Source organism: Pseudalkalibacillus sp. Hm43 (assembly GCF_054170705.1).
Map to the genome: position 1 here is coordinate 1549345 of NZ_CM135129.1, position 21882 is coordinate 1571226.

Annotated in this window: 26 protein-coding genes; 10 read left to right on the plus strand and 16 right to left on the minus strand. The window is 43.6% G+C overall.

Annotated elements, in window-relative coordinates:
* Positions 1 to 18: 18 nt before the first annotated feature.
* The 6 genes from ACXQIQ_RS08225 to ACXQIQ_RS08250 all read right to left on the minus strand — a co-directional run bounded on the left by ACXQIQ_RS08225 (position 19) and on the right by ACXQIQ_RS08250 (position 4015).
* Entirely contained in the window at positions 19 to 399 is a 381-nt protein-coding gene (locus ACXQIQ_RS08225; RefSeq protein WP_439299245.1) for a hypothetical protein, read from the minus strand.
* Between the two features lie 9 nt (positions 400 to 408).
* A complete protein-coding gene (locus ACXQIQ_RS08230) occupies positions 409 to 1068 on the minus strand; it encodes an alpha/beta hydrolase (protein WP_439299244.1) in 660 nt (219 codons plus the stop codon).
* Positions 1069 to 1088: 20 nt separating this feature from the next.
* Positions 1089 to 1574 (minus strand): GNAT family N-acetyltransferase, encoded by a 486-nt coding sequence (locus ACXQIQ_RS08235; RefSeq protein ID WP_439299243.1) that lies wholly within the window; start codon positions 1572 to 1574, stop codon positions 1089 to 1091.
* A 12-nt stretch (positions 1575 to 1586) separates the two neighbouring features.
* Positions 1587 to 1997, minus strand: coding sequence for a VOC family protein (locus tag ACXQIQ_RS08240; protein ID WP_439299242.1), 411 nt, complete (start codon positions 1995 to 1997; stop codon positions 1587 to 1589).
* A complete protein-coding gene (locus tag ACXQIQ_RS08245; RefSeq protein WP_439299241.1) occupies positions 1994 to 2356 on the minus strand; it encodes a VOC family protein in 363 nt (120 codons plus the stop codon). Before ACXQIQ_RS08245 ends, ACXQIQ_RS08240 begins: the two co-directional genes overlap by 4 nt.
* Positions 2357 to 2473: 117 nt before the next feature.
* Positions 2474 to 4015, minus strand: a complete 1542-nt coding sequence (locus ACXQIQ_RS08250) for a hypothetical protein (RefSeq protein WP_439299240.1) — start codon at positions 4013 to 4015, stop codon at positions 2474 to 2476.
* Between the two features lie 187 nt (positions 4016 to 4202).
* Here ACXQIQ_RS08250 and ACXQIQ_RS08255 point away from each other — a divergent pair, with 187 nt between their 5' ends.
* Both ACXQIQ_RS08255 and clpP read left to right on the plus strand, forming a co-directional pair.
* Complete coding sequence (locus ACXQIQ_RS08255) at positions 4203 to 4862, plus strand: sigma factor-like helix-turn-helix DNA-binding protein (protein WP_439299239.1); 660 nt, start codon at positions 4203 to 4205, stop codon at positions 4860 to 4862.
* 18 nt (positions 4863 to 4880) lie between these two features.
* Positions 4881 to 5465 carry an ATP-dependent Clp endopeptidase proteolytic subunit ClpP gene (gene clpP, locus ACXQIQ_RS08260; RefSeq protein ID WP_439299238.1) on the plus strand — a complete coding sequence of 195 codons (585 nt, stop codon included), beginning with the start codon at positions 4881 to 4883 and terminating at the stop codon, positions 5463 to 5465.
* A 56-nt stretch (positions 5466 to 5521) separates the two neighbouring features.
* Here clpP and ACXQIQ_RS08265 read toward each other — a convergent pair whose 3' ends face one another.
* Together ACXQIQ_RS08265 and ACXQIQ_RS08270 are read right to left on the minus strand one after the other, a co-directional pair.
* On the minus strand, positions 5522 to 5848 hold the full coding sequence (locus tag ACXQIQ_RS08265; RefSeq protein WP_439299237.1) for a four-helix bundle copper-binding protein: 327 nt from the start codon (positions 5846 to 5848) through the stop codon (positions 5522 to 5524).
* A gap of 145 nt (positions 5849 to 5993) precedes the next feature.
* Positions 5994 to 6194: a cold-shock protein gene (locus tag ACXQIQ_RS08270; protein WP_226548119.1), complete on the minus strand. Its 201-nt coding sequence runs from the start codon at positions 6192 to 6194 to the stop codon at positions 5994 to 5996.
* A gap of 416 nt (positions 6195 to 6610) precedes the next feature.
* Between ACXQIQ_RS08270 and ACXQIQ_RS08275 the strand changes: the two genes are divergently transcribed.
* Positions 6611 to 7780, plus strand: coding sequence for a lamin tail domain-containing protein (locus ACXQIQ_RS08275; RefSeq protein ID WP_439299236.1), 1170 nt, complete (start codon positions 6611 to 6613; stop codon positions 7778 to 7780).
* Between the two features lie 252 nt (positions 7781 to 8032).
* On the opposite strand, the gene ACXQIQ_RS08280 is transcribed toward ACXQIQ_RS08275, so the two are convergent.
* Positions 8033 to 8596: a hypothetical protein gene (locus ACXQIQ_RS08280; RefSeq protein ID WP_439299235.1), complete on the minus strand. Its 564-nt coding sequence runs from the start codon at positions 8594 to 8596 to the stop codon at positions 8033 to 8035.
* Between the two features lie 115 nt (positions 8597 to 8711).
* Between ACXQIQ_RS08280 and ACXQIQ_RS08285 the strand changes: the two genes are divergently transcribed.
* Genes ACXQIQ_RS08285 through ACXQIQ_RS08295 form a run of 3 tightly spaced genes read left to right on the plus strand, consistent with a single transcriptional unit; the run spans position 8712 to position 11653 of the window.
* Complete coding sequence (locus ACXQIQ_RS08285; protein ID WP_439299234.1) at positions 8712 to 10145, plus strand: FAD-binding oxidoreductase; 1434 nt, start codon at positions 8712 to 8714, stop codon at positions 10143 to 10145.
* Positions 10142 to 10726, plus strand: coding sequence for an MFS transporter (locus ACXQIQ_RS08290; protein WP_439299233.1), 585 nt, complete (start codon positions 10142 to 10144; stop codon positions 10724 to 10726). The genes ACXQIQ_RS08285 and ACXQIQ_RS08290 overlap by 4 nt, the downstream gene beginning before the upstream one ends.
* A 30-nt stretch (positions 10727 to 10756) precedes the next feature.
* On the plus strand, positions 10757 to 11653 hold the full coding sequence (locus ACXQIQ_RS08295) for an alpha/beta fold hydrolase (RefSeq protein WP_439301912.1): 897 nt from the start codon (positions 10757 to 10759) through the stop codon (positions 11651 to 11653).
* A 111-nt stretch (positions 11654 to 11764) separates the two neighbouring features.
* Here ACXQIQ_RS08295 and ACXQIQ_RS08300 read toward each other — a convergent pair whose 3' ends face one another.
* Complete coding sequence (locus ACXQIQ_RS08300) at positions 11765 to 12556, minus strand: SDR family oxidoreductase (RefSeq protein WP_439299232.1); 792 nt, start codon at positions 12554 to 12556, stop codon at positions 11765 to 11767.
* Positions 12534 to 13442, minus strand: a complete 909-nt coding sequence (locus tag ACXQIQ_RS08305; RefSeq protein WP_439299231.1) for a fumarylacetoacetate hydrolase family protein — start codon at positions 13440 to 13442, stop codon at positions 12534 to 12536. Before ACXQIQ_RS08305 ends, ACXQIQ_RS08300 begins: the two co-directional genes overlap by 23 nt.
* Positions 13443 to 13586: 144 nt before the next feature.
* On the opposite strand from ACXQIQ_RS08305, the gene ACXQIQ_RS08310 reads away from it, so the two are divergent.
* Entirely contained in the window at positions 13587 to 13904 is a 318-nt protein-coding gene (locus tag ACXQIQ_RS08310; protein ID WP_439299230.1) for a DUF3870 domain-containing protein, read from the plus strand.
* A 158-nt stretch (positions 13905 to 14062) separates the two neighbouring features.
* Positions 14063 to 14887: a YihY/virulence factor BrkB family protein gene (locus ACXQIQ_RS08315; RefSeq protein ID WP_439299229.1), complete on the plus strand. Its 825-nt coding sequence runs from the start codon at positions 14063 to 14065 to the stop codon at positions 14885 to 14887.
* Here the strand turns inward: ACXQIQ_RS08315 and ACXQIQ_RS08320 are convergent.
* Positions 14884 to 15315: an NUDIX hydrolase gene (locus ACXQIQ_RS08320; protein ID WP_439299228.1), complete on the minus strand. Its 432-nt coding sequence runs from the start codon at positions 15313 to 15315 to the stop codon at positions 14884 to 14886. The genes ACXQIQ_RS08315 and ACXQIQ_RS08320 overlap by 4 nt on opposite strands.
* A gap of 209 nt (positions 15316 to 15524) precedes the next feature.
* Complete coding sequence (locus tag ACXQIQ_RS08325) at positions 15525 to 15881, minus strand: hypothetical protein (RefSeq protein WP_439299227.1); 357 nt, start codon at positions 15879 to 15881, stop codon at positions 15525 to 15527.
* Between the two features lie 154 nt (positions 15882 to 16035).
* Here ACXQIQ_RS08325 and ACXQIQ_RS08330 point away from each other — a divergent pair, with 154 nt between their 5' ends.
* Complete coding sequence (locus ACXQIQ_RS08330) at positions 16036 to 17367, plus strand: helix-turn-helix domain-containing protein (protein WP_439299226.1); 1332 nt, start codon at positions 16036 to 16038, stop codon at positions 17365 to 17367.
* 230 nt (positions 17368 to 17597) lie between these two features.
* On the opposite strand, the gene ACXQIQ_RS08335 is transcribed toward ACXQIQ_RS08330, so the two are convergent.
* Complete coding sequence (locus ACXQIQ_RS08335; protein ID WP_439299225.1) at positions 17598 to 18191, minus strand: hypothetical protein; 594 nt, start codon at positions 18189 to 18191, stop codon at positions 17598 to 17600.
* Positions 18188 to 19090 carry a hypothetical protein gene (locus ACXQIQ_RS08340; RefSeq protein WP_439299224.1) on the minus strand — a complete coding sequence of 301 codons (903 nt, stop codon included), beginning with the start codon at positions 19088 to 19090 and terminating at the stop codon, positions 18188 to 18190. Before ACXQIQ_RS08340 ends, ACXQIQ_RS08335 begins: the two co-directional genes overlap by 4 nt.
* 183 nt (positions 19091 to 19273) lie before the next feature.
* Here ACXQIQ_RS08340 and ACXQIQ_RS08345 point away from each other — a divergent pair, with 183 nt between their 5' ends.
* The gene (locus tag ACXQIQ_RS08345; protein ID WP_439299223.1) at positions 19274 to 20290 is read left to right on the plus strand and encodes a S8 family peptidase; all 1017 of its coding nucleotides are present in this window, start codon (positions 19274 to 19276) and stop codon (positions 20288 to 20290) included.
* A gap of 40 nt (positions 20291 to 20330) precedes the next feature.
* Here the strand turns inward: ACXQIQ_RS08345 and ACXQIQ_RS08350 are convergent, their stop codons facing one another.
* Entirely contained in the window at positions 20331 to 21596 is a 1266-nt protein-coding gene (locus ACXQIQ_RS08350) for an MFS transporter (RefSeq protein WP_439299222.1), read from the minus strand.
* Positions 21597 to 21882 lie beyond the last annotated feature (286 nt).

The following is a 21882-nucleotide window of genomic DNA, read 5'->3' on the forward strand; positions in this document are numbered from 1 at the left end:
CTGGCTAGGGCGTCTTTATTATCTATAAGTATCTGCAAGCGTCAGTCCCATGATATGATCTGTGAACAATACGAACTCATCTAGGTAAGTTGGTATATCTGGGGAAGCGAGCGGAGTAATTTTCACATCTTTTAAATAGACACATGCATGTACATTTAATACTTCTTTTTCAGGGACAACGACATTCGGGTCTGTTTCCATCTTGCCCAATGCCGCTCCCAGGTTGGGAAATTCATCAAAACTCTCAGGTTCATGAGTACGGATGTCCGCTTCAATGAATCCTGAAGGCGTAAGGAACTTGAGCCTTTTCCCTCCATATTCCTCTTGCAGTGTAATCTGTAATTCTACAATGGTAAGCTTCTTAAAATCTATGATATTTTCTAATTCTGCTACTTTCATTTTTTCCTCCTAATGGTTTAACACCTTTTCTTCCAAAAACACTTGCATACCCATCAGCGTTTCTTTTAAAAGTTCCAGAGATTGTATCGTTTTAAAGGGTTGTTTGTCCAGGGAATGATTTGCACCCTGAAATTCCTCCAGCACGATGTTCTCTTTTTCAGTAAGCGTATTGATTCTGTCTGAGATATAGTGCGGATCATCAGTTCCGATGACAAGATAGACTGCTTGTTCAGCATCCATCAGATTATTGAAGATCCTATCGAATTTTACTAATGGTGTTAAGATGACCATTTTGGTATTTGAAAAGCGCTCATCTTTCATATAAGCGTTGATGATCGGAATGGTTCCAAAGGACTTTCCTAAAAGTAGTTTTTCTTCATATGATTTTATGTTCAACACTTCTTCCATGATTCCATCAACATCTTTTGCTATCACGTTCGTCATTGATTCCATTGGAAGATCTAGTTCTTCGTCTTTGTAAGAAAAATGGATGTACACGACATCGTATTTGTGCTCAAGCATGAGCATCGTTGAATAGTAGAATAATGGATTATCATACAAATAGCTCGCACCTGAAAACATGAAACAGACTTTGTCACCATCATTATCAATGAAAGTATATTCGACCTTTTTGCCGTCAACGATTACAGACTTTCTTTCAGATTTCATCCTCTTGCTCCTTTGCCACTTTAATGACCTGTCATATTTTTGACGAGAAGTAGCTCATCCCGGATGGGAATGCCGTTGTCAGCTATCAACGGAATTTCAGGTTTCATTGTACGAGCCCTTTCAACCGCACCAGGAAAAACCTCCACAAGGTGATAGCCTCTTTTCTGGTAAAACTTCAATGCATTCAGATTGTCATTTGTGGTAATGAGCCGGATGGTACTTACCCCAAGCTCTACTGCCACTCGTTCCACTACTTCCATCAGCATTGAACCGATCCCTCTGTTCTCCTTAAGGCTATCCAGAGACATAATCTCCAGGAAATCGTTCTGACTCACGTAGGTGATCATTCCGAGGATATTCCCCTCTCGATTCAGAACAGCGAAACCATCCAGTTCATCACATCGGTAGGTGCCTGATGAGATGACCATTTCAGGGCTGCCCCAATGCTCTCTGAAAAAAGTTGTCCGTATTTCTTTCGGCAACTCTGCCGTCTTCAATAATTTCATGATGTTTCCTCGTTATGTGATTTGATATTTTTCTTTGAACTCCGGGCTTAGCTCACTCCATACATCGAACTTGTTCCCGTCCAGATCATAAAATACGAAATTGTTCCCTGCGTGACCTCGGTCTTCGATTTCTCCTACCCGGATCCCGTTTTGTTGGAAGTTTTTATGGAGGGACTTCAACTGCTCCAGTCCATCCACTTCGAACGTGAGCGAAAACCGCTCTTGTCCATCTTCATCTGTAAAATTAGCCGTTTCTTGACCATCTGTTTTAACGAGGAAAAAGCTCTGGTTCGCCAGATTGAGGATCGCTTTCTTCTCATCCTTATAGTTCAATTCGGCCTTCAGGTTTTCCACATACCAATCGCTTGCTTTCGTGACGTCAGATACCGGAATATAAGTCGTCCCTACACGCATTAAACTCATGTTGTGACCTTCAATTCTTCATATAGCCCAATGAGATTTCCATCAGGATCTTCAAACGTACACCATTTCACCGGCACGCCTTCTCTTGTGTTCACATCTTCTATCGAGATCTGGAATTTTTTCATTAGACGGATGCGTTCTTCCTGTATGTTTTCCACTCCGATTCGTAGTGGTCCGTTTCCTACTGAAGGGACGCCTTTAGAAACTTGAAGCCATGTATTCGGAATGATCTCCCATTCCACAAAATCAGCGTGAGGAATGAAATCCGCCTTTCGGTTGAAGAGCTTTTCATACCATTCCTTCCCTTTATCAAAATCAGAAACTCTTACTTGAAATGTTACTCCGGATAATTGGTTCATCTGTTACTCCTCCTATATGTAAAAAAAGCATAAACTATCACTTCCACACAGCTTCTGTAATTCCCTTCCAATTCATAAAAAATCGCTCCTTCGTGAAAAGGAGCGATGTATTCCGTATTAAATCGTATATGGCCCAATCAGAGTAATGAAAATGAGGAGATTGACACCGACGAAGTAAGAAACGCGGCTGATGATTCCCCATGATTGGTCTGTCCCTGCTTTCATCATTCCGTAGGCAAATAGGGCGAAAACCAACGGAAGGATATACATCGTCCCAGAAAACGTCAGATAATCCGGCGCATTCATAAAGAAGGAACGATTGAACACTTTCGGCATCAATGTCAGCTGTATTCCTAAATAAATCAAGATACTTGCCCATAACACCCAGGATTTGTTTTCATCCAGGGATTCCTCTTTTATAAAGTTGACGAGTACTAAGAAAATGGCTGGTGGCGCGATCCAAATGGATGCGATGAGTAAGATCAAAAATCCTGTGAACAAACCGGAGATGGCATTGGATGTTGCGTTTGCCCAATCGTCAGAAGTAATCTGTTGACTCTGTTCGACGATTTCAGGATTGTTTGATGAACCACTGAGATTGTATTCTTTTCCCGTATAATCGAGCCATACGACCGTCCCATCGTTTAACGGCTGGGGTTGTTCAGATGACTCCTTACTCGTACTGATCCGCTTGGCAACCCACTTGTTGTTTTGTATGGTTGCCATGTAGATGTTCGAGGCCACCTGCTTTCCTACTGTTCTGCCATCTGTTGAGAACAGGACCGTCGGTGTATCTTCTTTCATGTAGATTTCTAAATCTCTTGGTTTGAACAATCGCTCCCCCGTTTTTTCCAGATGGAAGAGCATTTCCTTGAAATCAGGCTTCTGATTGCTACCAGGTTCAATGGATGCGTAATAGGCTCTGTAATTCAATTTCTGCTGGGCTGTACTGTATGTCGTGAATACCAGGTGGAGCTTCCCATCTTGTTCAACAAAGTCCATCCCAGTATACTCAGCGACGCCCGCTTCTGAAATTTCAGTAATTTTTGTCGGTTGGTATAAGTCGGCTTCTTTTTCAAAATAGTGGACCTTCAAATCTGTTGATGCGCGGTCTGAGAGGACGATGAAGGCGTTTGGGTCGTTATGTAAGATGATGTCTTCTATTGGAAATTCGCTCTTCGCTACTAGGCGGCTTTCCAAAGATTCCGTCTCGATGGTATAGATTTCGTTGTCGTTCCAATAGACGACTTGATCAGGTGTTGCTTTCATTCCCTGCACATCTTCAAATAATATGTTCTCTGTCTGACCATCGTTGTGGAAGATTGTGTTGTCCTTGAAATACAGCAATTGATCCTCTTTTGCCCAAAAATAGGACGTACTCGAAATCTGTGCCTGTATGCTTTCCTGTTTTTGAACTTTCAAATCGTTGACAACATAATGAAGAACCTTTTGCTCATCGGATTGGTACAGATGGAACTGATTCCCTTCTTCATACACATATGGTTTACTTTTCCCAGTGGAATCCATGACGGTAATGGTCCTGCTCCAGTCTTCCGTTGGTAAAGCTCGTTCTTTTTCCAAGTAATGATAAAGCAGTAATCCAATGAAAAGGATACATATGAGGATTGGACCTAACCAGCTCATCCACTTTTTACTCATTTCCCTCACCTCACACCCATATTAACATAATATTCCAAAACAATAATCTGAATAGGCTAATTTGTATACCGGCTTAATGGAATGGAATAGAATAAAAGTATACATACCGAAAATTTCTCTAGCCCATATCTTTTATCCTTCCTGAATCGTTTAAAGAGTAGAGAGGAGCAAAAAAGGAGTGAGGTAAATGTTCGCCAGGCCTGGCAATATGGAACAAAAAGAAACGCCCTCGACAGATCATACAGTTGAAATGTACAGCAAGTTGAAACGCTATTGTCTCTTTCTTTCCAAGAATGTATGGGATGGAGAAGATCTTGCCCAAGAGGCATTTTGTAGAGGATTGGATCATTACAAGGAGAAATATTTAACAACCGCTCTATTGAAAAAAATCGCCTATCATCTTTGGCTCGATCAAATAAAGAAACGAAACCGCGAAACCGTCGGACCTATTCCTGAGGAGGAGCGTGAAGAGGTTCAGACTCAATATGACTTCATGGAACAGCTGTCCTCTCTGACCGCGAAGCAATCCGCCATTTTTACATTGAAGGAAGGTTTCCGGTTCCAGATCTCAGAGATTGCGGAGATGTTCCAGATGACTGAGACTGCTGTAAAAGCCTTGCTGCACAGGGCGAGAAGAAGACTCGACCTTTTAACGGATGAAAAAGATCCCCCAGTGTTGAAGCCTGTTTCAGACGAGGAAGATCAACTGGAATCAGCGATTTATGAAGCGATCCATACCGAAGATCCTCAAGTGTTGATCGATCAAGTGAAGGTGTTGTTCCCTGTGGAGATTCCACCGACCCGGAAGTCCTCCACTCCTTCAGGCTTCCTCTCTATGGCAGCATAAGTTGAAGGAGGACTCTAAATGGCAACGATTCCTTATGTCATTGAACAATCTAATCACGGTGAACGCTCGTATGACATCTATTCAAGACTATTGAAAGACCGCATCATCATGGTCAGTGACGAAATCAACGATCACATGGCCAACAGCATTGTCGCACAGCTCCTATTTCTGGCTGCTGACGACCCTGATAAAGATATTTCCCTCTACATCAACAGTCCAGGAGGTTCGACCTCCGCTGGCTTCGCGATATTCGATACCATGCAATACATCAAACCGGACATCAGTACGATTTGTACAGGGATGGCCGCATCTTTCGGAGCGATGTTGCTGCTCGCAGGCACGAAAGGGAAACGATATGCGTTACCGAATAGCGAAATCATGCTTCACCAGCCTCTAGGTGGGGCTCGCGGTCAAGCGACTGATATTGAAATTTCCGCTAAAAGGATCCTGAAATTAAGGGAGCATCTGAATCACATCATTGCAGAACGTACCGGTCAACCTGTTGAAAAAGTGGCTGGAGATACAGATCGCGACTATTTCCTGAGTGCGGAGGAAGCAAAGTCTTACGGGATCATTGATGAGATCATCAAGTCACACAAATAAACACTAAAAAGCCTGTCATCCCTTTGGACGACAGGCATTTCTCATTGTGGTTCGATTTAGGAAATCTTTCTGCATTCCTCCGCACATTTGAAGCATGCTTCTGCACATTTCTGACAGTGGTCATGGTCATGTTTCTTGCATTCGTTTCCACAAGCTTCACAAATCTTTGCACATACTGCAGCCAGTTCAGACGCGAACGGCGTGTTTCGGACTAAAGCTTGTTCTAAGTATGAACACATATCTGCACATTCCCGATCGAGACGTATGCAGTCCGCCATCATTTTCACATCGTCTTCTTGCAAGCATACATCATAACAATGGTTACAAGCTTCCATACATTCATGTAGAGCACTTACGACAGATTGATATTTTTCATGTGCCATTTTTTGAGCCGCCTCCTTTTTATCCTATACAATTTCTCTTTTACCGGAAGCTTCCAACTTTAAACTTCAATTTAGCGCTGAAAAAAACTTTCTTAACAAAAAACAGGCCCCTCGATTGAGGGGCCTGTCTATTGGTTTAGTCAGATTAAACTTTTTGTACGTTCGCAGCTTGTGGTCCGCGTTGTCCTTCTTCGATATCGAAAGAAACGTCTTGACCTTCTTCTAGTGTTTTGAATCCGTCACCTTGGATTGCAGAGAAGTGTACGAATACATCGTCAGCACCTTCACGCTCGATGAAACCAAAACCTTTTTCAGCATTGAACCATTTTACTTTACCTTGTTCCATTTTGTTGCCTCCTATAGCACATTAAGCACATTGTATTACTATTCTTGCCCTAATAAATAAAATATCTATCCGAACAAAAATAATTATCTTTATCGTACCAGTATACCCACTTTTGGACAAGAAAAACATTCTGACAAATTTCTTGTCGAAAGTTTATATTTCTACAAAGTCGTTTGTAAATTTTCAATAATTTGAGCCATTGGTCTCTATTCTGATCTTTTTCTTATATAAAAGATGATGAAAGTCATATTTAAATGGTCCATTCGAGGCGTTCATCCAGTTGAAAAGAAGATTTCTACACCCTTCTCTGTATCAAAAGTCATCACTATCGATTTTTACAACTGCTTTATACAGCATTTACATCCTTTTGTTACATTTATTGGGCAATACCAAACAATTTGGGGAGGTTTTTTGTAGTGAAGAAGATTTTAAGCATTTGGATGTTAGTGGCAGTCATGATTGTGCCGATTTCCATCATTGATACGGAAACGGCGAAAGCAGGTACATACACAGCAACAGTCGATTACGTAAAAGATGGTGACACCATCATGCTGCAGAGCCCAGTTAGAGGAGCTGACGAAGTTCGTTTCCTAGGAATCGATACACCTGAGACATTCGTTTCAAACGGAAAAGACCCTGGCAATCAAATCGATCCTCATGGAAACGCAGCAACAAATTATTTGAAGTCCATTCTTCCAAGCGGTACACAGATTACGCTCGTCACAGGACAAGAAGAAGTTGATGGATTCGGACGTTTGCTTGCTTATGTTTTCAAAGGGAATATGGACGTCAACCGTGCAATCCTTGAAAATGGACATGCGATTTCTTACTTCATCTGGCCTTTTGAAGATGCGAAATTCGAAGATTACCGTGGCGCAATGTTGACTGCAATGAACAACAATGTCGGTGTATGGGATGCATCCAACCCACTTGAAGAACTTCCTTTCGAATACCGTGACCGTATGTTCAATGACCAACCAGACAAATATGTAGGAAATTATTTTACGAAAGAATATGTCACCCCGTTGAATTATACACAAGTCCCGATTGAAGACCGTGTTTTCTTTTTCACAGAACAAGACGCTCAATCAGCTGGATACACATGTGATTGCTCTGGTGGTGGCGGAACAGCTTCTGACGAATTGTTGATCCAGGAAGTGTATTACGATGCAGAAGGATCCGACAGTGCAGGAGAATACCTGGAGATCTATAATACTTCCAACGAAACATTGGACATCAGCGGCTATATCTTGAAAGACAACTACAGTACATTCAACTTACCGAACGGCACGACTATCGATCCGGGTCAATATCTCGTCGTTGCTCGTGATGCTTCAGGGTTCAATAGCCTATTCGGATTTAATCCGGATGTTTCAGGTATGAACCTTGCGCTTGGTAACTCCGGTGATCAAGTATCTCTTCAGACACCATCTGGGGCTGAAATTGATTTCGTAGCTTACGAGAACTACGTTTCTGGATGGAACATCACTGCACGAACAGGTGAAGCGATTTACCGCTCTGACGTCAACAATGACACAGACTCTGTAAACGATTGGTCTGTCGGCGTCCCACTCCCTGGTAAATAAGTTAAACAAAAGGTATGCAGCCTAACGGGCGCATACCTTTTTAATTCATCATGGCTGATAAGAATGACAGCTAATAGTATCACTAATGGGAACAATAACCCAGGCATACATACCTCCTTTTTACGTTATTGAATCTTCATTTCCATCCTACGTACTTGTGTCGACATGCCCATCGCTTCATAAAATCGGATTGCGTCCTGGTTGAACTCCCACACCCAAGTTCCAGGTTGTTTGCGCCCATTTCATTGTCTTCTACTTGATAAACTTCCACAGAACGAGTCCTGTGAACAAAGTGAAGATTGCCCAGACTCCTGCATACATAACCATTTCTTCTAATGGAGGACTTTTTGGTGGCACTTTCCCTTCACTAGGCGGAAAAATCACTTTCTTGGGATGAAGCGGATTGGCGTCCTTTTCGTATAGATTGCTCGTCAGATCACAGAGTGTCGTCGTTAATACAGCAGTGTTCGTGTACGCATTGGATTCTGTAGCGTAAACGATATAATCCTGCCCGACTTCAAAATTGAACCCACAATCTCCTGAGCCAATACCCGTTACGACGAACATCTTGGACTTGTTCTGTCCTTTCCACGTTTTCTCAACATCAAAATAGACCTTCTTCGGACTGTAGAGGCCCATGCCGACCTTTTTTATTTTGGTCACCGTTCCGGTAAAAACCGCGTCGGATCGCTCCATCTCCTTCTCTGCCGATTGCGGAACAGCACACGAGCATGCTTGTGCTGAAGAAGGGTTCCACGTCAGAAACGTCATGAACAATATACTCAAAAAAATCCCAATGCGCAGCGTTTTAACCATGCCACCACACCCCACTCTGTTTTTATTTTCCATTTAGGTATTGAAGATTCCTTCGAATAGTGTAAAATTACACTAAATACATTTATTTATCCCTTTTAGAGAAAGGAGCGCTCATATGAAAAAAGTTTTGATCCTTCTTATTTGTATCGGCCTTTATGGCACTATTTTTGCATACTCTTTACATGAACCGACCACCAGCTCATCAAATCAATATATGACAGATGTGTCTAAGCTTATGCCGGTCAAAGTCGACCGTGTCGTGAAAGGTTCTGAGTTTGAAAGTATCCGAGAAGTCCTTAAGGAGGCTGAAGAGAAGAACCTCCGAGTGTCCATAGCCGGTAAACGACATAGCATGGGCGGTCACACGTATTATCATGATTCGGTCGTCATTGACATGACCGGATTTAACAAGATTTTAGAGTTTGATAAAAAGGAGAAGACGATCACAGTCCAGAGCGGTGCCACCTGGGAGGATATCCAGCAGTACATAAACCCGCATGGCCTTGCGGTTCAGGTCATGCAGTCCCAAAATATTTTCACTGTGGGAGGCTCCATCAGTGTCAACGCGCATGGAAGGGATATCCGGAAAGGTTCGCTGATCAGTACGGTTCGATCTTTCCGCCTGTTGACAGCAGATGGACGGATTCTGAATGTCAGTAGAGATGAAAATCGAGAGCTTTTTTACCTCGCGCTCGGCGGCTACGGGCTGTTCGGTGTCATATTGGATGTCGAGCTTCAACTGACGGACGATGAGCTTTACGAAATGAGGACCAAAACGCTCGATTACAAGGATTACTCGGAGTATTTCAAGACAGAGGTAGAAGGTGATCCCGATGCACAGCTCCACCTGGCACGGATCTCCACTGCTCCGGACTCCTTTTTAACGGAGATGTATGTGACCGATTATTTGCGCGCGGACGGGACACTCAGCGAACATAATACGTTGAAAAAGGAACAACTGACGGGTGTCACGAAGTTCGCGCTCGGCCTTGCACGAGATTTTAATTGGGGAAAAAATTCGTTCTGGTCGTTGCAGAAGGCGTATTTTGAACAGGTGGATGGAGACTTGATCACCCGAAACAATGCGATGCGCGGGGAGTCGAAGTTTTTGGAGTATAAAGCAGAGAATGACACCGACGTCCTTCAAGAATATTTCGTGCCAGTGGATGGGTTCGCTGATTACATCGACGACCTGAGGGATGTCCTTTCTGAAGAGGACTTGAACCTTCTTAATATCACAGTCCGCTACGTCAATCATGAGGAAGGACCAGTCTTGTCCTATTCCGATGAAGAGATGTTTGCGCTCGTCCTTTTGATCAACCAGGGATTATCTGAAAAGGAACAGAAGAAGACCGAGGAGATCGTTCGTAAGATGGTCGACGTAACCCTCGATCACGGTGGCAGTTATTATCTGCCGTACATGTCCTACCCGACCCGGGAGCAGCTTCACCGAGCCTATCCGCGTGCGGATGAATTTTTCCGAAAGAAGCTGAAGTATGATCCGGAGGAGCGGTTCACCAACTTTTTCTATGAGGAGTATAAGCGATGAATGCATTGAAACTGAAAGGTCTCATCATCTCACAGAGCAGCGTCTTTTTTGCGAGCAGTCTGATCTTCCCTTTCTACATCCTGTTCATTAAAAATGTGGGTTCGAGCTTCGCCCAGTTCGGGTTGTCCTATGGGCTGTTCGGTCTCAGCTCTGCCTTGCTCCACCCAGTGATCGGTCGGCTCTCCTCTAAAGTGGACCACCGGCTCTTCCTTGTTGTTCATGCCTGGGGGATGGCTGGGTTGTTGCTCGTTTTGCCGCATGTGACGAGCATTGCTCAAGTGTATGTCATCCAGCTCTTGCTCGGAATGTTCGGTGCATTGCAAAAGCACGGGGAAAAGATCATGGTGGCGGAATTTTCGGATGGAGCAGATCGTGGGGTAAAAATCGGTCGCTATCATTTCTGGACATCCATTTTCTCTGCATTTGCCATCATTGCTGGGGGATTTTTGGCAGACTATTTCACGATCTATTTCATCTTCTACTTGAGCTCCGCCCTCTATTTTGTCAGTGGTCTTATGGTCAGTCCGTTTTGGAAAAAGGAATCGCGGGTGTTGGCGAGAAGTAGTTGGGCAGAACGATAAAATGAGGTGTTGTCATTGAATGGAAAATTGATGAATATCCGTGGGAAAGACCTTTACGTTGAAACCTACGGATCGAAAGAGAACCCTTCTCTCCTTTACTTGCACGGTGGACCTGGTGAGAGCTGCTACGATTTCTCCGCCCACCAACCGGAGAGATTGCAGGACAATTTTTACCTGATTGCCATTGATCAGCGGGGCGTTTGCCGTTCTGCGTTAATTGAAAAAGGTGAATCATTCGGCTTTCAGGATCTGGTCGATGATTGTGAAGCGTTGAGAGAAGCGCTCGGCATCGAGAAATGGTCCTTGCTTGGGCACTCGGTCGGGGGTTACCTTGCGCTTTCGTATGTGAGCCAGTATCCCGAGTCGGTTGAACGGGTCATTTTCGAATGTCCGACGTTCGATTTCAAGCTGACTTCCAAGTTCTTGCTGAAGAAAACGGCTCGCCTGCTCGAAAAGTATGGGAAGCCGGAATCCGCGCGTAAAGCGTTGGATTTGATTGAACAGGATCTGGCGCCAAGGGATTTTGTAGAGTCCTACCTGCCGTTAAGTGATGAACTTGGCGAAAAGCGGATGGAAATCTACACGTATAACTTCGATAACCCAACGGACTACTGGGCGGGCTATACGGATGAGGAAGTCGATGAGCTGTATGACCGTTCCGAGGTGCATTACACTCGTTTACGGGAAGAGGGGAAAATCTTTGAAAACCTTCTTCCGACTTTGAATAAAGTGAAAAGACCGATGCTGTTGATGACGGCGGAACACGATGCGGTCACGTGTGAGCACCATATTGCTGCTTTCGAACAAGATGCCGAATATGGTGAGATCATTCATTTTGAAGAATGCGGCCATACACCTCACTATGAAGCAGCCGACCGGTTTGCGGACGTCGTGAAGCAGTACTTGCTGGGGGCGAAGACTGTGTAGTTAGTGGTGATTTCGGGGTGCGATATCGACGAAAATCGGACTTCGCACCTCGCAAAAACCGCATCATCCATAAATTGAGGGAACTTCCGACTGGAAGTTCCCTTCATTATTTTACAAAGCCTTGACCATTCCGCCATCGACTAGCAGGGATTGGCCGGTGATGTAGGTATTCGCTCCTGAGCCGAGGAATACGACCATTTTTGCAAACTCTTCTGGGGTTCCGTACCGCTGAAGTGGGATTTTCTTAGCTGTATTGTCCACATGCTCCTCTAACGGAATGCCGAGCTTTCCAGCACGGATTTCATCAAGTTCCGCTACCCGATCGGTAGCAATACGTCCCGGTCCAATCGTATTGACGAGAATCTGATACTCTGCCAGCTCCTGTGACAGACTCTTCGCCAGTCCCACTATCCCAGCGCGGAATGTATTCGAAAGGATCAGATTATCCAAGGGCTGCTTGATTGAGGACGAAGCGAAATTGACGATTCGTCCACTCTGTTGCTTTTGCATATGTGGGATGACTTTTCGCGTTAATCTCACAAAACTCAACAGGTTCAATTCGAACGCCTTCTGCCAGTCTTCGTCTCGCATATCTTCAAACCTGCCTGCCGGTGGTCCACCCGCATTGTTGATCAGCACGTCCACTGTGCCGTTCCTCTCAACCGCATAGTCCCCCAGGTGATTGATTTGATCCGGATCTGTGATGTCGCAAATGACATAGTCCACATGCTCGTTGCGTGTTTCTTTGAAAATCTCTTCCTTCGCTTGCTGCAGCTGTTGTTCGTTCCGGCTCGCTATCAGAACGTGTGCGCCTTCCTTTGCGAATTCCATCGCTGTCGCTTTGCCTAAGCCTTTACTGCCTGCTGTTACAATGACGCTTTTACCTTTCAGTTGTAAGTCCATCTATCGCCTCTCCCTTTCTTGCCTTCAGATCTTTTACCGGATTGACCAATCGACGAAAGCCGTCAATCTGACACTCCACAACGTCTCCATCCCTTATGACGACAGCACCTGGCGTCCCGGTTGAAATGATGTCCCCTGGATGTAATGTCATCACTTTCGAGTGGAAACTGACGAGATGATACGGATCGAAGGTCATGTTTTTCACCTGATTGAATCGGTGCACACTGCCATTGATGACCGTCGTGACCTGGAGACTATCGAGATCATCAACCTCATCAGGTATGACGAGTTCCGGACCGAAGCTGAAAAACGTATCGAAGCTCTTCGATCGGGTTAAGTATCTCGGGTTCTGCTGCAAAATATCTTCTGCCGTCATATCGATGATCGTCGTAAAACCCGCAATCACATCAGCAGCTTCCTCCTCCGATACGTTTTTACACGTCTTACCAATCACAACGCCGAGCTCCGCTTCAGCCGTTGTGCGCTCCGATTGCTCTGGAATTTCAATCGCATCACCTGCCCCTATAATCGTCGTGTCCGGCTTCATAAAACTTGCAGGTTCCGTCGACGGAGCTTTCTCCGATAATTCCGAAGCATGCTCTACGTAATTCAAGCCGATGCCCCAAATTTTTCTCGGATGCCGGTATAAAGGGGCAAACTGGATGTCCTCCACTGGATGTCCGATGTCCTCGACAAGCCGCTCTTTATCCAAGGTTTCCCACCAGCTTTTCAACAAGCCGAATGCCTCCGGCTGGATGAGTTCGAACACCGTTTCCGGATGTTTGATATTCAAATATTTGTTCACCTCGGCAATCAAAATCGCACGTTCGTCAATTATGATTGCCGCGCTTTCCACGTCTCCAATACGTACAGTCGCTAACCGCACATCAATCCCTCCTTCTCCAAACCTTACCCTTTTCTAACGGGCTGAAATCGTTGAATGAGAACGATTAAATTAATGAAGGAATCAAAACTATTATGTCAAATATATACGTGAGAATTAATTCGTCATATTTCTAGGAGGAAAACGATGTCCCATACACTTTTGATTTCTGGAAGTGCACGTCTACCAAACAGCATGGTTTTGAACGACTTAAATCAGTCCGTTACAGTAACTTTAGAAGTAGATAAATTGTATGGTGTCATAGTCTGGGCAGACTGTACACTCGACACCACACATGCCCAAAACTATTTAGGAAGGCTGATTAAGGGCTTAAGTATGCGTGATGGATTGAATGCAATCAACAAGGAAATAGAGAATCACTATTACGGGAAGACGCAATCCGTATTGTTAGCAGCAGTGCTCGACGCTTATAAGCAATATAAAACCCCACATGTCATCAAATAAATTATATTCGATGAAAAACTCATTCTCATGAATGGGTTTTTATTTTTGGAGCGAGCACTACGCATTGACCTGCACAATCAAATAAAAACGATCTCTCCTCTCATAAACTCCTTCTTTTTGGTTATACCAAGCATAGTGATGAAAATGAGGGATGATCTGTGAGTACTGTCTTTTGGCTGGTAAAAGCACTTTACCGAGAATTTTTCAATCGTAAAATCTACGACCTTGCTGCACAGATGTCGTATTATTTCCTGTTGTCTCTTTTTCCATTTCTCATTGTCGTCATCACTCTGGTCGGGAAGCTCCCGTTAAACACAGGTTCCGTGCTTGACCTTGTGGAACCATATGCACCTGAACAAACGATCTACTTTCTTAGAGAAACGTTGACTGGAATCTTCGCCAACCAGGAAGAGAACTTGATGACGTTCGGTTTCCTTGCTTCCATCTGGCTTTCTTCGTTCGCCATTCAATCCTTTTCGAGAATTCTCAATGAAAGCTATCCTCAAACGACAAAAAGGTCGTTCATCATCCAACTGCTCGAAGGGTTACTACTCACGTTCGCCTTCATCAGTGTTGTGGTCATATCGGTATTGGTACCAGTCGCAGAGCGCATCGTCCTCAACTTCATCGATAAAGATGCGTGGTTGTTTACCTTCATCATCACGTTTTGGAATCCGATCAAATGGATCGTCGGAAGTCTCGTCCTGTTCGTGTTCTTTTATGTACTCTATCATTTTGTGCCAAAAGCGCGGCTGAAGTTCATTGAAGTGTTACCTGGCGCGCTTACTGCGACGGTTCTCTGGCAACTGATTTCCGTCGGCTTCTCCTTCTATGTACGGTATAGTCAATATTCACTCATTTACGGGAATGTCAAAACGCTCATCATCCTGATGATCTGGCTGTACTTGACCGCACAAACCTTGATCATCGGTGGAACGATCAACGCCCTCTTGTTCAAAAAGAAATACAATCACGAGTGTTAAACGACGCCTTGATAGAAGTACGGAATTCCCTTGTTTGGTCCGGTAATTCTGAAGGACTCCGGCAAGTAATCCATACGTTCATTGGCTATCTTTAAATCAACCCATTCAACTTCTAAGATATCGTTATCGGGATCAGCACTTCTTAATTCTCCTCCAATAATTCTTCCGTAAAAATGAAAGAAGACCACTTGATGTCCGCGTTCTTGAAAAATAGTTTCACGGACTGAGTGCAGCCCAGTAATTTCAATATCGAGTCCTGCTTCTTCCTTCGTTTCCCTGACCGCTGCTTGTTCGATTGTTTCACCTTCTTCAACAGCACCACCCGGTACACTCCAGAAGTACGAATCTTCCTTTTTATTCTTTACCATAACGACCCGCTCTCCACTTTCATCAAAAAGGATGGCGGATGCAACGTGGATTTTCTTCATAGTCGGTACTCCTCTCAATAAAATTACAAAGGTCGACTCTATTTTCGAGCCGACCTTAGCATTCTCCTTTTTTTCTTCTTTCATATGTGAAGAATCCACGAACAGGTTAAGTGATTTTCATTAATATTCGGGTGCAAAAAAGAATCGACTCACGTTGGGGATTTCACTTACTTCAGAGGAAATTAAATGAAGAATTTCAGTGGAACTTGTTACACGGAACGTGGTTCATCATCTGGCCATACTGGATCGGAGCTGGCTGTTACATCACTGTCAGGCCATACTGGATCGTTCTCAGGTTTTTCAGGGGAATCCGGCCACACTGGGTCTCCATCGGGGTTGCTTGGAGCATCGGGCCATACTGGGTCAGAACTAGCGATGGGTGGGCTGTCTGGCCATACTGGGTCATTATCCGGCCAAACGGGGTCTGAATTGACGATGATTGGGCTTTCTTCCGCACGACTCGTGTCATTTCCACTTAGGTCGACACTGTGACCTGCGAATGCGATCCCCAATGCCATCGCACCTGCACTTACACTCTTTACAATTGTTTTTAACCTTCTTTCCATAGAGCACCTCCAAATAATTGAATATTTTTACATTTTTATCTTAAATTTAACATTTTACGTTGTCAATAACTTTTTTGTTAATATATTTAATTATTCAAAAATTGTGTTAATAAATTTACATTAATGGTAAAATGGGTATGGGAGGCGATTGAATTTGGAAAGTAGTGTTGGTACACGCATTAAGAGATTGAGGAAAGATTTAGGATTGACACAAGGGGATTTAGCTGGGGATCAATTGAGCCGTGCTATGTTAAGCCTGATTGAAAGAGACCTGACCACCCCCTCCCTGCGGACAATCGAGTATTTGTCACAAAAATTGGGTGTTTCTGTCGGAGATCTCTTAGGTGAAATCCGCGATGCCTCATTACCCGTGACAACTCCAGAAGACATTAAAAGAGGGCTCAATATATGTAAGACTCTGTTCAAAGTCGCGAAATATGACGAAGCAGAAAGTCGCTTGCAGGAACTCATTCATATAGAGAATGTCCCTTTCCCTGAAAAGTGGCTCGCTTATAAATTGTTGGGTCGCATTTGCGAAAAACTCAATCGAGATAAAGAGGCTGTAGAACATTATCGTGAAGCACTCTCTTATTTATCATCTATGGATACAAACGAAATTGTTGAAGTTTACTATTACATATCCTTATCCAACCGGAAGCTTGAAAATTATAAAGAAGGAATTGAAGCTGCCCTCCGTGCGTCCGCTCTCATCAACACGTATCATGCTGAGGTAGATGGACTCCTAACAATCAACATCCTTTATAACCTTGCGCTATGTTATTGTCGCATTCGAGAATTCCAAAAAGGACTGGATGTCATTCATGAAGCGATTGTCATCATGGACGATAATGAAATTCAATTTTCCAATGGTCATTTCTATATGCTGAAGGGAATTGCTGAATTATATATGCGGAAGTTTGCAGCCGGCATCGGCTCTACGAAAGCCGCAATCCAGTATTTCAATTCTGAGGAAGAAACACACCGCTACGTCGGCTCCAAGATCAACCTCGGAATCTTGTACCGTAAACAAGATAAAGCGGTTCAAGCCTTGAAAGAACTCCATAATTGCTTAGATGAAGCGAATGAGCTTAATTATAAAACCTTGGCAGTGAACAACTACTATGAGCTCTCTCTATCCTATCTGTACATCAATGATGTTGAGCTTGCGGAATATTACATCCAATCCGGCTTGGAACTGGCTGAACCGAAATCCCACTTACATGCGCAATGTCACTATGTACTCGGCAAGATCCTCATGAAAAAAGAACAATTCAAAGAAGCCATCAAAGAATTCAATACGGCTGAATCTATTTTTTATACCAAAAAGAACGATTCATGGCTCGCATTGGTCAAATCAGAAAAAGCGATCTGTTATGAAACATTAGAGGACCATACGAATGCCTTCCAAAACTTGCTTGAAGCCAATCAGAAATTGTTGTCCCACGATATCAATTTAATCAGTACAGAGCTTCCTGTAATAAGTTGAGGTTTCAACGTGAGGAGGAAATCCCAGGTGTTGCACAAAGGGAATAAGGTGATCTATCGAGGTAAGACATACATTGTCATCTGGAGGTATGATTCTGGGTACCTTGAATTGAAAGGTGACTTCAGAATTTACCTTGTTCATGAAAATGACGTGAAATATGTATAGTAGAGCAAAAAGGCTGACATAGGAATCAGCCTTTTTATTATTAATCTTTCAATTCGTGGAAAAAATTAGACTTGTACGGTTTCTTTTGAACGTCCCTCACCAGTTCGACCTTCTTTTTTACCGAATCTCCTTAAAAGGACTAGGAAGAAGATGTCGAGTACAATAGATAGGATTGCAGAAGCAATAATAGCTCCAGCGAGCAAATCTCCATACATATTCATAAAGAATGCGTGCGCAATTTGAAAGATTAACATGAGTACAATATAGATATTAAATAATTTTTGGGTGTATTGTTTAAGTTCTATGTCTCCGATCTCTTCCGCTACATTCACTAATAACTTGAATACATAAAACGTAAGTACAAGTTTTGCAAGCCCTAGCCCATACTCGTAAAATTCCAAACCATTCAACTGCATAAAAAGGGCTGATTCATTCACATTCGATTGGTTGATGAACACTGTCGGAACAGAAACAACGAGTAGAATCATTGATATTGGGCGTGAAAGATTACTTTTTCCATACGTATCCCTGATCTCCAATAGACCTAGGTAGATGAAAAGGTATCCAATCGGATCTGGTAATATATCGATGACAAATAGGTGGATTTCCACCAACACGAACAAGAATCCCCAGAATAACTTTTTAAATGTTTTGTTCATTCCATCCCCTCCTCCTTCTCGGCTATGATCTGATTGATATCATCCTGATCGAAGCGGGGTTGTGAATTCATAAAGATTAAATTTTCGAAGCTCTCTCCATCTTCCGTTTTCCCAACCCACCTTAAAGGCATATGAAGGTAGCTTTTAAAACTGTCATCTACTTTCAGATAAATGCTCAAGGTATCCCCTTGCATCAGTTGAATTGGAAATGCTATTTCTCCAAACGGCTTACCAGGGATTTCAGACCAATTTCGTCGATCCTCAGCCAGGTTGAATTCATCGTTGACTCCAATCTTTATGTCTAAGGAATCAGCAATTTTTTTATGATGAGGAATCACAAGTTTTTCAATCAATACGTTTTCTTGAGCTGTTGCCGAGTGATATGTCTCATTGGTATTACTACTGCCAGACATTTGATTCCCGAAAAGTTGATTGCCTTGAGTGTATGCTTTGACTGAAATATTCCCCACATCTTCACTTTCAGGCCGCTTTGCTGCATTTACATGTGTATAATGAGGTATAACTTCTTGAACTGACCATTTATCACCTGAATTTGGTTCTAAAGGAAGCCCATGATCTCGTAATTCAAATCTCACCTTTTTCAAGTAATGATGTCTGAATTCTTTTTCGAATTGAGGAACATTTTGTTCATAAACAAAGTGATTAAATTCTTCAGAGGGATACACACCTACCCCATTTAATTCAAGGTAATTTAATTTTTGATGATCTTTATTCGTAAGATAATAGATTTCAAAGAATGATCTGTCTTCAAATGGAATTTCATAATAGTGAGTTAGTAGAATCGGATTTTCCAGTTGCTGAGATTTTAAATAGGTATAGTTGCCAATCCATGCAATGACGATGACGACCATGATCAGCCAAAAATATCTTTCTTTCAAGCTATCCCCCCTCATTTCAATACTACATATTTTACCATATGAGAGAATCCCTGACTTCATCCTATCAATATTCAGGTACTTCACCCTATTGAATTGTTCTTGCCTTTCCGTTATTCTTTTCATAATTCAGAAAACTTGTCCTACATCATGCGATTTTCATCATTCAATTTAAGGAGGATGAATATGAGCGAAGTAAGATTGATTCCTTATCATGTCGAAGAAATTGTCGATGAACTGACCAACGTCCCCCGTGGTGTGAAAATGATTGAGGCACCGGACGTTTGGGATCAGGCGGATAAAGGTGAAGGAAATGTCGTCGCTGTCATTGATACAGGGTGCCAAATGGCCCATCCAGACTTGAAGGATCAGATTATCGATGGACGTAATTTCACGACAGATTACAATAGTGACGAAAACAACTATTCGGACAACAATGGTCATGGAACACATGTCGCCGGTACGATTGCAGCTGTCGGCACGAGTAATGGCATCGCCGGGGTCGCCCCGAAATCGAAGCTGTTGGTGCTGAAAGTGCTCACCCAACAAGGAAGCGGTAGAATGGCATGGATCATTGAAGCGATCCGGTACGCCGTCGATTGGGAAGGTCCTAAGGGTGAAAAAGTACGTGTCATTTCCATGTCGCTCGGCGGTCCTCAAGGAACGGATGAGCTTCACGATGCAGTGAAGTATGCAGTAGAAAACAATGTTTCTGTTGTATGTGCTGCCGGAAATGAAGGAGACGACAACGAGGGAACAGAAGAATTTTCTTATCCAGGTGCTTATAACGAAGTAATCCAGGTCGGGGCGATGGATTTCAAACGGAAGCTTGCCCGATTTACGAACACGAATGACGAGATTGACCTCGTTGCACCAGGCGTCAATATTCTGTCTACGTTCCCGGACAATCGGTATGCGAAGCTTTCGGGAACTTCGATGGCGACACCGCACGTGTCCGGTGCCCTTGCACTGCTAAACAACATCAGTCAAAAAGAATTCAACCGAAATCTAACCGAGGTAGAGTTATACGCCCAGTTGGTCAAAAGGACGATTCCACTCGGCTATACGAAGCGAGGCGTCGGAAACGGTCTCCTCACACTAGCGATTCAGGATAAGATGAAGAATCTTTTCCAACCGTACACCGAGCTTTGGGAAAATGAAATCAAACACGATGTCGGCATCTTGTCGACACAACGTTCATAATAGCAAGAAAGACGGATGGCAGCTGCCAGCCGTCTTTTTTTTACACTTTGGAAGGACGAGGAGAAATAAGGGCGAAAATGAAGCCGATGATCGGGAAAATCATCGTCAGGAGTAGAATCTCCGAGTATCCACCGAACAAGTCGAAAGCAAATCCGTAAGGAAGCGGGCCAAATGCCGAGCCGATGACCATTGTCGTCATCGCTATGCCTTTGATGCTTCCCAAATACTTACGTCCGAAATAATCCGGCCAGATGATTGATAGCGTAATCCGCTCAAGACCATTCACGATTCCCCAGACGATTCCAAATAGAATCGCCATCCAATAGGAGTTCGTAAAGAGTAGAAGGATGACAAACGCCAATTGCCCAATATAGCTGACGGACAGTACGACATGCACCTTCACGCGCTCCAGAATGAATCCGGAAACCATCGTGATCGGAAATCCTACGATTGCCATCAGACTGAGGATGAATGCCGCCGTACCTCTGCCCAGTCCACCTTCTTCAAAAATCGAAACGAGATGAAAAGTAATGCCGGTGTTCACCAATGCAGGGATACTGACACAGACGAGGATGAGCCAGAATTGTCTCGTTCTCATCGCTTCTTTCAGCGTCCATGACACATCGTATTCGTTTTCCTCCTCGACTTCGGTTCCATCCGCATTCTGTTTCCGTACGGCATTGTCCGGCTTCAAGCCGATGTCTTCCGGTTTATTTTTCATAAAGAAGAAAACGAGCGGAACGAAGAGGATCAGAATGGAAAATCCGAGAATACGGAAGGCGATCTCCCATGAGAAGGTGCTGATGAGCCAAGCATTCACAGGTGGAATCAGGGCAGAACTCAAGAAACCTCCGATGGCCATGAAACTGAGCGCTCTTCCTCTTTTTTCGATGAACCATTGGGGAACAAGCGTGTTCGGCACAAGCGTCATTGATCCTTGTCCGAAGAATCGCAGTAAGAAAAACCCGATGAATAGCATCACCGGCGTGAAAACGAAACTGTTCCAGAAACATGCGATTGCAAGCGATATACCGACGATCAGTGCCATCGTGCGCTGACCGTATTTATCAACCGCCCTCCCCATCAAAAACAGGAGTGAACCGGATAAGAGGGTCGCACCTGAATAAATGCCGGATACGAGTGACCGGCTCCAATCGAATTCTTCAATATATGAGTCTATGAAAACAGAAATTCCGTACGTTTGACCAGGTCCAGAGAAAAAGAGACCGAGCCCTCCGAGAAATACGATGATCCAGCCATAAAAGAATGAAAAGCGTGATTGTATGTATTGTTGTAGGTTCTTCATTGTGGCCACCTCAACCGTTGTATCGTTACCTGACTCATTGTATCAAAATTGAACAAACAATCCTAAAATTTCCTCTTTCCGGTTTACCGGAATTTTTTCTATCTAGTATTGCTAAACAGGTGGTTAATTCCAGTGTTAAAAGGAAGGCTATCTCTCTATGAGTAGGTGACTTCACCAGTTTTGGCATTTTCACCTATCAAAAAGCTCTCTTTGAGTGGGTGACTTCACCGGTTTTGGTGTTTTCACCTATCAAAAAGCTCTCTTTGGGTGGGTGACTTCACTAGTT

Bases quoted from the DNA above. Each gene is read 5' to 3' on its own strand.
- ACXQIQ_RS08225 (WP_439299245.1), bottom strand. From the start codon at position 399: ATGAAAGTAGCAGAATTAGAAAATATCATAGATTTTAAGAAGCTTACC.
- ACXQIQ_RS08230 (WP_439299244.1), bottom strand. From the start codon at position 1,068: ATGAAATCTGAAAGAAAGTCTGTAATCGTTGACGGCAAAAAGGTCGAA.
- ACXQIQ_RS08235 (WP_439299243.1), bottom strand. From the start codon at position 1,574: ATGAAATTATTGAAGACGGCAGAGTTGCCGAAAGAAATACGGACAACT.
- ACXQIQ_RS08240 (WP_439299242.1), bottom strand. From the start codon at position 1,997: ATGAGTTTAATGCGTGTAGGGACGACTTATATTCCGGTATCTGACGTC.
- ACXQIQ_RS08245 (WP_439299241.1), bottom strand. From the start codon at position 2,356: ATGAACCAATTATCCGGAGTAACATTTCAAGTAAGAGTTTCTGATTTT.
- ACXQIQ_RS08250 (WP_439299240.1), bottom strand. From the start codon at position 4,015: ATGAGTAAAAAGTGGATGAGCTGGTTAGGTCCAATCCTCATATGTATC.
- ACXQIQ_RS08255 (WP_439299239.1), top strand. From the start codon at position 4,203: ATGTTCGCCAGGCCTGGCAATATGGAACAAAAAGAAACGCCCTCGACA.
- clpP (WP_439299238.1), top strand. From the start codon at position 4,881: ATGGCAACGATTCCTTATGTCATTGAACAATCTAATCACGGTGAACGC.
- ACXQIQ_RS08265 (WP_439299237.1), bottom strand. From the start codon at position 5,848: ATGGCACATGAAAAATATCAATCTGTCGTAAGTGCTCTACATGAATGT.
- ACXQIQ_RS08270 (WP_226548119.1), bottom strand. From the start codon at position 6,194: ATGGAACAAGGTAAAGTAAAATGGTTCAATGCTGAAAAAGGTTTTGGT.
- ACXQIQ_RS08280 (WP_439299235.1), bottom strand. From the start codon at position 8,596: ATGGTTAAAACGCTGCGCATTGGGATTTTTTTGAGTATATTGTTCATG.
- ACXQIQ_RS08285 (WP_439299234.1), top strand. From the start codon at position 8,712: ATGAAAAAAGTTTTGATCCTTCTTATTTGTATCGGCCTTTATGGCACT.
- ACXQIQ_RS08290 (WP_439299233.1), top strand. From the start codon at position 10,142: ATGAATGCATTGAAACTGAAAGGTCTCATCATCTCACAGAGCAGCGTC.
- ACXQIQ_RS08295 (WP_439301912.1), top strand. From the start codon at position 10,757: ATGAATATCCGTGGGAAAGACCTTTACGTTGAAACCTACGGATCGAAA.
- ACXQIQ_RS08300 (WP_439299232.1), bottom strand. From the start codon at position 12,556: ATGGACTTACAACTGAAAGGTAAAAGCGTCATTGTAACAGCAGGCAGT.
- ACXQIQ_RS08310 (WP_439299230.1), top strand. From the start codon at position 13,587: ATGTCCCATACACTTTTGATTTCTGGAAGTGCACGTCTACCAAACAGC.
- ACXQIQ_RS08320 (WP_439299228.1), bottom strand. From the start codon at position 15,315: ATGAAGAAAATCCACGTTGCATCCGCCATCCTTTTTGATGAAAGTGGA.
- ACXQIQ_RS08325 (WP_439299227.1), bottom strand. From the start codon at position 15,881: ATGGAAAGAAGGTTAAAAACAATTGTAAAGAGTGTAAGTGCAGGTGCG.
- ACXQIQ_RS08335 (WP_439299225.1), bottom strand. From the start codon at position 18,191: ATGAACAAAACATTTAAAAAGTTATTCTGGGGATTCTTGTTCGTGTTG.
- ACXQIQ_RS08345 (WP_439299223.1), top strand. From the start codon at position 19,274: ATGAGCGAAGTAAGATTGATTCCTTATCATGTCGAAGAAATTGTCGAT.
- ACXQIQ_RS08350 (WP_439299222.1), bottom strand. From the start codon at position 21,596: ATGAAGAACCTACAACAATACATACAATCACGCTTTTCATTCTTTTAT.